10 protein-coding genes are annotated in these 9,794 nt (G+C 68.2%); all 10 read left to right on the top strand.

Annotation, left to right across the window (positions count from 1 at the left end; all coding sequences use genetic code 11):
• Nucleotides 1-31: 31 nt before the first annotated feature.
• Nucleotides 32-721, top strand: coding sequence for a tetratricopeptide repeat protein (locus tag QZ500_RS00420; RefSeq protein ID WP_295849520.1), 690 nt, complete (start codon nucleotides 32-34; stop codon nucleotides 719-721).
• Between the two features lie 15 nt (nucleotides 722-736).
• Nucleotides 737-1,915, top strand: coding sequence for an outer membrane protein assembly factor BamB (gene bamB, locus QZ500_RS00425; protein ID WP_295849522.1), 1,179 nt, complete (start codon nucleotides 737-739; stop codon nucleotides 1,913-1,915).
• Nucleotides 1,916-1,937: 22 nt separating this feature from the next.
• On the top strand, nucleotides 1,938-3,281 hold the full coding sequence (gene der, locus QZ500_RS00430) for a ribosome biogenesis GTPase Der (protein ID WP_295849524.1): 1,344 nt from the start codon (nucleotides 1,938-1,940) through the stop codon (nucleotides 3,279-3,281).
• A gap of 134 nt (nucleotides 3,282-3,415) precedes the next feature.
• Nucleotides 3,416-3,667, top strand: a complete 252-nt coding sequence (gene hfq / locus QZ500_RS00435; RefSeq protein WP_295849526.1) for an RNA chaperone Hfq — start codon at nucleotides 3,416-3,418, stop codon at nucleotides 3,665-3,667.
• Nucleotides 3,668-3,721: 54 nt separating this feature from the next.
• Nucleotides 3,722-4,894 carry a GTPase HflX gene (gene hflX / locus QZ500_RS00440; RefSeq protein WP_295849528.1) on the top strand — a complete coding sequence of 391 codons (1,173 nt, stop codon included), beginning with the start codon at nucleotides 3,722-3,724 and terminating at the stop codon, nucleotides 4,892-4,894.
• A gap of 49 nt (nucleotides 4,895-4,943) precedes the next feature.
• A complete protein-coding gene (hflK, locus tag QZ500_RS00445) occupies nucleotides 4,944-6,350 on the top strand; it encodes an FtsH protease activity modulator HflK (protein ID WP_295849530.1) in 1,407 nt (468 codons plus the stop codon).
• Between the two features lie 9 nt (nucleotides 6,351-6,359).
• Complete coding sequence (locus QZ500_RS00450) at nucleotides 6,360-7,280, top strand: protease modulator HflC (RefSeq protein ID WP_295849532.1); 921 nt, start codon at nucleotides 6,360-6,362, stop codon at nucleotides 7,278-7,280.
• A gap of 14 nt (nucleotides 7,281-7,294) precedes the next feature.
• A complete protein-coding gene (locus QZ500_RS00455) occupies nucleotides 7,295-7,483 on the top strand; it encodes a DUF2065 domain-containing protein (protein ID WP_295849534.1) in 189 nt (62 codons plus the stop codon).
• 78 nt (nucleotides 7,484-7,561) lie between these two features.
• Nucleotides 7,562-8,710 (top strand): ATP phosphoribosyltransferase regulatory subunit, encoded by a 1,149-nt coding sequence (locus QZ500_RS00460; protein ID WP_295849536.1) that lies wholly within the window; start codon nucleotides 7,562-7,564, stop codon nucleotides 8,708-8,710.
• Between the two features lie 20 nt (nucleotides 8,711-8,730).
• A partial coding sequence (locus tag QZ500_RS00465; RefSeq protein WP_295849538.1) for an adenylosuccinate synthase occupies nucleotides 8,731-9,794 on the top strand: 1,064 nt, incomplete at its 3' end.

Genomic DNA, 9,794 nt, shown 5'->3' on the forward strand with positions numbered 1-9,794 from the left:
CAGGCACTCCCGCCACCGATCCCGGATACGCATGGCCACCCATCTCGACCTCGAAGAACAAGAACAGCTCGACCAGCTCAAACATTTCTGGGAACGCTGGGGAACGTTGATCACCGCCGTCCTGCTCGTCGCGCTGCTCGCGCTGGCCGGCTGGAACGGCTACCGCTGGTGGCAGCGCAGCCAGGCGGCCCAGGCCTCGATCCTCTACGACGAAGTCGATCGCGCCGCGCAGGCCGGCGACACCGCCCGGGTGGAACGCGCCTTCCATGACATCCGCGACAAGTTCGGCCGCACCACCTATGCGCAGCAGGCCGGTCTGGCAGCAGCCAAGGCGCTCTACGACAAGAACAACGCCGACGGTGCGCAGGCGGCCCTCGGCTGGGTCGCGGACAAAGGCACCGATCCCGGCCTCCAGGCCGTGGCGCGGCTCCGTCTGGCAGCGATCCACCTGGATGCGAAGCGCTACGACGATGCGCTCAAGCAGCTCGACGGCACCTGGCCGACCGGCTTCGCCGGACTGGCCGCCGACCGGCGCGGCGACGTCCTGGCCGCGCAAGGCAAGCGGGACGACGCGATCGCCGCCTACCGGTCGGCGTGGAAGGACACCGACGCCGCATCCGACTACCGCCGGCTGGTGGAAGTGAAGCTCAACGCGCTCGGCGTCGATCCGACCGCAGCGGGGGCCACCGCAGCCGCACCCGCCACACCGGCCAAGCCGTGAAGGGAGTAATGACCGATGTCGCATGATTTTCGAGGGTTTACGCAGGCGGGGCGTGCGCTTACAGCTATCGTTTTGGTAGCATCGCTAGCGGGTTGCTCGGCCGTGTCGGGCATCACGTCCACCGTGGGCGGCTGGTTCGGCAGCAAGCGACCGGAGCCGGCTCCGCTCGGGCCCAACATCGTCAAGGTCGGCGTGCGCCAGGCCTGGGCCGCAAAGGTCGGCGCAGTCGATTTCGCCCTGACGCCGCAGGTCAGCGGCAGCCGCGTGATGCTGGCGAGCACCGACGGCACGGTCGTCGCGCTGGACGGTGCAACCGGCCGCGAAGCCTGGCGCGCCGGCGCCGGCGCGCCGCTGTCGGCCGGCGTCGGCAGCGACGGAGCCCTGACCGCCGTCGTCACCCGCAACAACGACGTGGTCGCCTTCGCCGACGGTCGCGAACGCTGGCGCACCAAACTCCAGGCCGAGTCGTTCACCGCGCCCTTCGTTGCCGGTGGCCGGGTCTTCGTGCTGGCGGCCGACCGTTCCGTCTCGGCTTTCGACGGCCAGAGCGGCCGCCGCATCTGGCTGCAGCAGCGACCGGGCGAGGCGCTGGTACTGCGCCATTCGGGCGTGCTGCTGGCGGTGGGCGACACGTTGGTGGCCGGCCTGTCGGGCCGCCTGGCCGGCTTGAATCCGGACAACGGCAGCCTGCGCTGGGAGGCGCCGATCGCATCGCCGCGCGGCACCAACGACGTGGAACGGCTGGTCGATCTGGTCGGACGGGTCAGCCGCCTCGACGGTGTCGTCTGTACCCGCGCGTTCCAGGCAGCCGTCGGCTGCGTCGATGCGACCCGCGGCCAGCTGCTCTGGACCAAGCCTGCCAACGGCTATGCGGGCGTGGACGGCGACGATGCGCGCATCTACGGGACGGAGGCGAACGGCTTCGTGTCGTCGTGGCGCCGTGCGGACGGCGAGAAGGCGTGGACGGTCGAGAACCTCCGCTACCGCCAGCTGACCGCACCGCTGGTGCTTGGCCGCTCGGTCGTCTTCGGCGACAACAGCGGCAACGTGCATATGCTGTCGCGCGAGGACGGCGCGCCGCTCAACCGGCTGACCACCGACGGCACCGCCGTCGCCGCGGCGCCGGTCGCGGTCGGCGACACCCTCGTGGTCGTGACCCGCAGCGGCGGCGTCTTCGGCTTCGTGCCCGAGTGAGGATGCCGCAGGCCGGATGTCCATGAAACCCGTCATCGCGCTCGTCGGGCGCCCCAACGTCGGCAAGTCGACGCTCTTCAACCGCCTGACCAAGTCGCGCGACGCGATCGTCGCCGACTTCGCCGGCCTGACCCGCGACCGCCACTACGGCAACGGCCGCCAGGGTAAGCGCGAATACATCGTCATCGATACCGGCGGGTTCGAGCCCGATGCCGGCTCCGGCATCTTCAAGGAGATGGCCCGGCAGACGCAGCAGGCGGTCGCGGAAGCCGATGTGGTCGTGTTCGTCGTCGATGCCCGCGCCGGCGTGTCCGCGCAGGACCACGACATCGCGAACTACCTGCGCCGTCTGGGCAAGCCCTGCGTGCTGGTCGCCAACAAAGCCGAAGGCATGAAGGAGGGCGTGCAGCTCGCCGAATTCTTCGAGCTAGGCTTGGGCGAGGTCGTTCCGGTCTCGGCCGCGCACGGGCAAGGTGTGCGCAGCCTGGTCGAACTCGCGCTGGAGCCGCTGAACCTGCCGGAACCTGAGGACGACACCGACGCCGCGGACGATGCGCCGATCAAGCTCGCCGTCGCGGGCCGGCCCAACGTCGGCAAGTCGACGCTGATCAACACCTGGCTCGGCGAGGAACGCCTGGTCGCGTTCGACATGCCGGGCACCACCCGCGATGCGATCAGCGTGCCGTTCGAGCGCGAGGGTCAGCGGTTCGAGCTGGTCGATACCGCCGGTTTGCGCCGCAAGGGACGCGTGTTCGAGGCGATCGAGAAGTTCTCGGTCGTGAAGACGCTGCAGGCGATCGAATCGTCCAACGTCGTGCTGCTGTTGCTCGATGCGACGCAGGGCATTACCGACCAGGACGCCCATATCGCCGGCTACATCCTCGAGAGCGGCCGCGCGGTCGTCGTCGCGGTGAACAAGTGGGAGGCGGTGGACGCCTACCAGCGCGAACTCCTGCAGCGCTCGATCGAGACGCGTCTCGCGTTCCTGCGTTTCGCGTCGGTGCATTTCATCTCGGCCAAGAAGCGCCAGGGACTGGGTCCGCTGTGGTCGTCGATCGCACAGGCCCACCGTGCCGCGACACGCAAGATGTCGACGCCGGTGCTGACGCGCCTGCTGCAGGAGGCGGTTCAGTTCCAGAGTCCGCAGCGTGCCGGCATGTTCCGTCCGAAGATGCGGTACGCCCACCAGGGCGGCATGAATCCGCCGGTGATCGTGATCCACGGCAATTCGCTGGAGCATGTGACGGACGCCTACAAGCGTTTCCTGGAAGGCCGGTTCCGCAAGGAGTTCGACCTCGTCGGCACGCCCCTGCGCATCGAGATGAAGACCTCGAGCAATCCGTACGCGGACAAGGAAGAGCGCTGACGCGCAGCCTGCGATGGCTGCGCAGACGCATGCGCTCGCTTTCTTGTGGAAATTCGTCACCGACGTCCGGTCTTCGAAAAAGCGTGTGTTAAGGTGAACCTTTACAACAACATCTCTTGAACACGGAACATATCGTGAGCAACAAAGGCCAACTCCTTCAGGACCCGTTCCTCAACACGCTCCGCCGCGAGCACGTGCCGGTCTCCATCTACCTCGTCAACGGCATCAAGCTGCAGGGCCAGATCGAGTCCTTCGACCAGTATGTGGTGCTGCTGCGCAATACCGTGACGCAGATGGTCTACAAGCATGCGATCTCCACGATCGTTCCCGGCCGTGCGGTGAATTTCTCGACCGCCGATCCGTCCGACACCGACAACGCAGCCTGATCTGGCATGGCGCCGTCCGCCCGGTGCGGCGGCGCCCAAGCGCATCTCCACCACTTGAGTTCCGACGTTTCCGTCCGTACGCCCGCACCCGTCGTTCTGGTCGGGGTGGATTTCGGTCTGCCGCATTTCGACGATACGTTGGAAGAGTTGGGCCTTCTCGCCCAGACCGCCGGCCTGCAGCCGGTCGCGCGCATCGTCGCGCGGCGCAAGGCGCCCGATGCGGCGCTGTTCATCGGCAGCGGCAAGGCAGACGAGATCCGCATGCTTGCCGAGCATCACGGCGCGCTCGAAATACTCTTCGACCAGGCCCTCAGTCCGGCGCAGCAGCGCAACCTGGAGCGGCATCTCGACCGTCCGGTGTACGACCGCACGCTGCTGATCCTCGAGATCTTCGCGCAGCGCGCGCGCAGCCACGAAGGCAAGCTGCAGGTCGAGCTGGCACGGCTGCAGTACCTCAGCACCCGGCTGGTCCGCCGCTGGTCCCACCTGGAGCGACAGACCGGCGGGGCCGGCGTCCGGGGCGGCCCGGGCGAAAAGCAGATCGAACTCGACCGTCGCATGATCGGCGACACGATCAAGCGCACCAAGGAGCGGCTGGCCAAGGTGAAGAAGCAGCGCGGCACCCAGCGCCGCCAGCGCGAGCGCCGCGACACCTTCAACATCTCGCTTGTGGGCTACACCAACGCCGGCAAGTCGACGCTGTTCAATGCGCTGGTCAAGGCCCGCACCTATGCGGCCGACCAGCTGTTCGCGACGCTCGACACCACCACCCGCCAGCTGTATCTCGGCGAGGCTGCGCGGTCGGTGTCGCTGTCCGACACGGTCGGCTTCATCCGCGACCTGCCGCACGGGCTGGTCGATGCGTTCCAGGCCACGCTGCAGGAAGCGGTGGATGCTGACCTGCTGCTGCATGTGGTCGATGGCGCCAACGACGCGTTTCCCGAGCAGATCGAGCAGGTCCAGCGGGTCCTGGCGGAGATCGGCGCGTCCGACATTCCGCAGCTGCTCGTCTTCAACAAGCTTGATGCGGTGCCGCCGGAGCGGCGTCCGGCGGAGCTGGAAGACACCTACGAACTCGACGGGCGGCAGGTGCCCCGCTTGTTCGTCAGCGCCCGGTCGGGCGAGGGCCTGCCGGCACTCCGCACCGCGCTGGCGGCGCGGGCGGTGGCCGGCAGCTCGACCAAGCCCCCAGCACCGGCGGACCCATTGGCAGGGGAGCCGGATTGATTCGGCACAATCGCACAATTTTTCACGGCGTCACAGTGGGACTTCGCGCATGACTCTCAATATTCAGGGCCGTCCTTGGTCCATGCTGCCGGGACGGCTCAGAGGGATGTTCAATCTGAACGATCCGCGCTGGGGACGCAGCGACGACGACGCCCGCGATGGTGCGCGTCCGACTGGGCAGCAGGGGCAGGGCGGTCTGCCGCCGCCACCCCCTCCACCGCCCCCGCCGCAGCCGCCCCACCGCCCGCGCGGGCAGGGCCCCAACCAGGGACCGCCGGACCTCGACGAACTCTGGCGCGATTTCAACCGCAAGCTCGGCGGACTGTTCGGTGGCCGCCGGGGCGGCTCGGGGGGCGGTTCCGGCGGCGGCAACCGCGGCGGTTTCCAGCCCGACATGCAGAACGCCGGGATGGGTCTCGGCCTGATCGCGGCGGTCGTCGTGCTGCTCTGGCTCGGCACCGGCTTCTTCATCGTGCAGGAAGGCCAGCAGGCGGTCATCACCCAGTTCGGCAAATACAAGTCGACGGTCGGCGCCGGTTTCAACTGGCGCCTGCCGTATCCGATCCAGCGCCACGAGCTGGTGTTCGTCACGCAGATCCGCTCGGTGGACGTGGGCCGCGATGCGGTTATCAAGTCGACCGGCCTGCGCGAGTCCGCGATGCTGACGCAGGACGAGAACATCGTCGAGATCAAGTTCGCGGTGCAGTACCGCCTGAACGACGCACGGCAGTACCTGTTCAATAGCCGCGACCCGGCCGGCACGGTGGTGCAGGTGGCAGAGAGTTCGGTGCGCGAAGTCGTCGGCTCGATGAAGATGGATTCGGCGCTCGCCGAAGAGCGAGACCAGATCGCGCCGCGGGTGCGCAAGCTGATGCAGTCCATCCTCGACCGGTACGAAGTCGGCATCGAGATCGTCGGCATCAACCTTCAGCAGGGCGGCGTGCGTCCGCCCGAGCAGGTGCAGGCGGCGTTCGACGACGTGCTGAAGGCCGGCCAGGAGCGCGAGCGTGCGAAGAACGATGCGCAGGCCTACGCCAACGACGTGATTCCGCGCGCAGCCGGTACCGCGTCCCGCCTGAAGGAAGAATCGGAGGCCTATAAGGCCCGGATCGTCGCGCAGGCGCAGGGCGATGCGCAGCGCTTCCTGTCGATATACACCGAGTACCAGAAGGCGCCGCAGGTGACCCGCGACCGGATGTACCTGGAGACGATGCAGAGCATCTACAGCAACGTGTCGAAGGTGCTGGTCGATTCGCGCCAGGGTTCCAACCTGCTGTACCTGCCGCTCGACAAGCTGATGCAGCAGGGCGCGAATTCGCCCGCGGCACCCGGCAGCGATGCCGCTGCCGCAGCTACCACCTCCCCGGCGGCCGGTCCGTCGTCTTCGGCGCCGACCTTCTCGAGCGACGTGCGGAACCGGGATTCCGGCCGCTCGCGTGACCGTGAATCGCGCTAGGAGTCCGTCGTGAACAGAATCGGTTTCATTGCTTCGTCCATCCTCGTCGCGCTGGCGCTTGCCAGTTCCATGCTGTTCGTCGTGGACCAGCGCCAGTTCGGCGTGGTCTATGCGCTCGGCCAGATCAAGGAGGTGGTGGCGCAGCCCGGCCTGCACGTCAAGCTGCCGCCGCCGTTCCAGAACGTCTCGTACATCGACCGCCGGTTGCTGACGCTCGACAGCACCGACACCGAGTCGATGCTGACCGCCGAAAAGCAGCGGGTCGTCATCGACTGGTATGTGCGCTGGCGCATCACCGACCCGTCGCAGTACATCCGCAACGTCGGTCTGGATGAAACCGCCGGTGCCAATCAGCTCAACCGCGTGGTCCGCAATGCGTTCCAGGAAGAAATCAACCGTCGCACGGTGCGCGACCTGATCTCGCTCAAGCGCGACGAACTGATGAACGACGTCAAGCGCGAGGTGCTGGAAGTGGTGAAGGGTTCGAAGCCGTGGGGCGTGGACGTGGTGGACGTGCGGATCACCCGCGTCGATTACGTCGAGGCGATCACCGAGTCGGTCTACCGCCGCATGGAAGCCGAGCGCAAGCGCGTTGCCAACGAACTGCGCTCCACCGGCGCCGCCGAGGGCGAGAAGATCCGCGCCGATGCCGACCGCCAGCGCGAGGTGGCGATCGCCAACGCGTACCGTGATGCCCAGAAGATCAAGGGCGAGGGCGATGCCGAGGCCGCGCGCGTCTACGGCGAGGCATTCGGCCGCGACGCGCAGTTCGCGCAGTTCTACCGCAGCCTGGAGGCCTATCGCGCAAGCATGGGGAAGAAGGGCGACGTGGTGGTCGCCGACCCGTCGTCGTCGGAATTCTTCCGGGTGTTCCGCGGCGGCACCGCCTCAGGCGCATCGCAGCCGGCAGCCGCTGCGCCGCGCCGCTGACACCACGCTCATCGGTGGACTCCGACAGCCTCTGGACCGCGCTGGCCCTGGTGCTGGTGATCGAGGGGCTGCTGCCCTTCGCATCGCCCGGCGGCTGGCGGCGCACGTTCGGCCAGCTGCTCCAGTTGCGCGACGGCCAGCTGCGCTTCTTCGGCCTCGCGAGCATCGCCTGCGGCCTGGCGCTGCTCTGGTTGGTGTCGTGATGCGACACGACTCCGCCTGCACGAAGGTGACAGGCGCGTGTCGGTAGAATCGCCTTTTTAACAGCGCCCCGTTTTTCCATGTCCGCCTGGGTCCTGCCGGATCACATTGCCGATGTCCTGCCGTCCGAGGCACGCCACATCGAAGAACTCCGCCGCGATCTGCTGGACACGGCGCGCAGCTACGGCTACGAGCTGGTGATGCCGCCGCTGCTGGAGCACCTGGAGTCGCTGCTCACCGGCACCGGCGAAGCGCTGGATCTGCAGACCTTCAAGCTGGTCGACCAGCTCTCCGGTCGCACGCTGGGCCTGCGGGCTGACACCACGCCGCAGGTGGCACGGATCGACGCCCACCTGCTGAACCGCCGCGGCGTGACCCGGCTCTGCTATTGCGGCCCGGTGGTCCACACCCGGCCCGGCCGTCCGCATGCGACCCGCGAACCGCTGCAGTTCGGCGCCGAGATCTACGGCCACGCCGGCATCGAAGCCGACCTGGAAATCCTGCGGCTGGCGCTCGATTGCCTGCGCGCCGCACCGGTGGAAGGCTTCCAGGTCGATCTGGGCGATGCCCGCATCCCGCAGGCGCTGCTCGACGGCGTGGCCGTCACAGATGCACAGCTTGCCGACCTGCACGCCGCGCTTGCCTCCAAGGATTCCAGTGCGCTGGCTACGCTGACCCGCGACCTGCCGCCTCCGGTGCGTGAAGCGCTGCGCGCGCTGGTGCAGCTCTACGGCGACGTGTCGGTGCTGGACGAGGCCGAGCACGTCCTCCAGGCGTTCCCCGCACTGCAGCCGGTGATCGCCGGCCTGCGGCGCCTGGCGCGTGCATTGCCGCCGGGGCGCGCGAGCTTCGACCTCGCCGACCTGCGCGGCTATGCGTACTACAGTGGCGCACGGTTCGCCATCTACGTGCCGGGCGCGAGCGACGCGCTGGTGCGCGGCGGCCGCTACGACGCGGTGGGTGCCGTCTTCGGCCGCAACCGGCCGGCGGTGGGTTTCAGCCTGGACCTGCGCGAGCTGGTGGCCGTCGCCCGCCCGCGGCCGTTGCGCGCGGCGATCCGCGCACCCTGGGCCGACGACGTCGCGCTGGGCCAGGCGATCGGCGCACTGCGCGCCAGCGGCGAGACCGTGGTCTGCGTGATGCCGGGCCACGAGAGCGAAGTCGACGAATTCCGTTGCGACCGCGAACTGGTGCATAGCGCCGGCGCGTGGACCGTGCATTCCCTTTGAACTGATTTCCCGAGATCGAAATGAGCAAGACGAACGGGCCGGTCGCCGGCCGCAACGTGGTCGTGGTCGGCACCCAGTGGGGCGACGAAGGCAAGGGCAAGCTGGTGGACTGGCTCACCGAGAGCGCGCAGGGCGTCGTGCGCTTCCAGGGCGGCCACAACGCCGGCCACACGCTGGTCATCAACGGCGTGAAGACCGCGCTGCACCTGATCCCGAGCGGCATCATGCGCCCTGGCGTGAAGTGCTACATCGGCAACGGCGTGGTGCTGTCGGCCGCCAAGCTGTTCGAGGAGATCGAAGGGCTGGAGAAGGCGGGCGTCGAAGTGCGGTCCCGCCTGCGGATCAGCGAGGCCTGCCCGCTGATCCTGCCGTTCCACGCCGCGCTCGACGTGGCGCGCGAAGCCTTCCGCGAGAAGGGCGGCATCGAGAAGATCGGCACCACCGGCCGCGGCATCGGTCCGGCCTACGAGGACAAGATCGCCCGCCGTGCGCTGCGGGTGCAGGACCTGAAGCATCCCGAGCGTTTCGCGGAGAAGCTGCGCGTGCTGCTGGAGCTGCACAACCATGTGCTGACCCAGGTGCTCGGCGCGCCGGCGGTGGAGTTCGATGCCGTCTACGACGAGTCGATGAAGCATGCCGAGTTGCTGAAGCCGATGATCGCCGACGTGTCGCGCGAACTGAACGATGCGCACCGCCAGGGCGCCAACCTGCTGTTCGAAGGCGCGCAGGGCACGCTGCTGGACGTGGACCACGGCACCTACCCCTACGTCACCTCCAGCAACTGCGTGGCCGGCAATGCCGCCGCCGGCTCGGGCGTGGGCCCGGGCATGCTGCACTACGTGCTGGGCATCACCAAGGCCTACTGCACCCGCGTGGGCGGTGGTCCGTTCCCCACCGAGCTGGACTGGGAGAAGCCCGGCACCGTGGGCTACCACCTCTCGACCGTGGGCGCCGAGAAGGGCGTGACCACCGGCCGCTCGCGCCGCTGCGGCTGGTTCGATGCCGCGCTGCTCAAGCGCTCGGCCCAGGTCAACGGCCTGTCGGGCCTGTGCATCACCAAGCTGGACGTGCTGGACGGCATCGA

Source organism: uncultured Xylophilus sp., from assembly GCA_913776965.1.
Classification (GTDB): domain Bacteria; phylum Pseudomonadota; class Gammaproteobacteria; order Burkholderiales; family Burkholderiaceae_C; genus Xylophilus.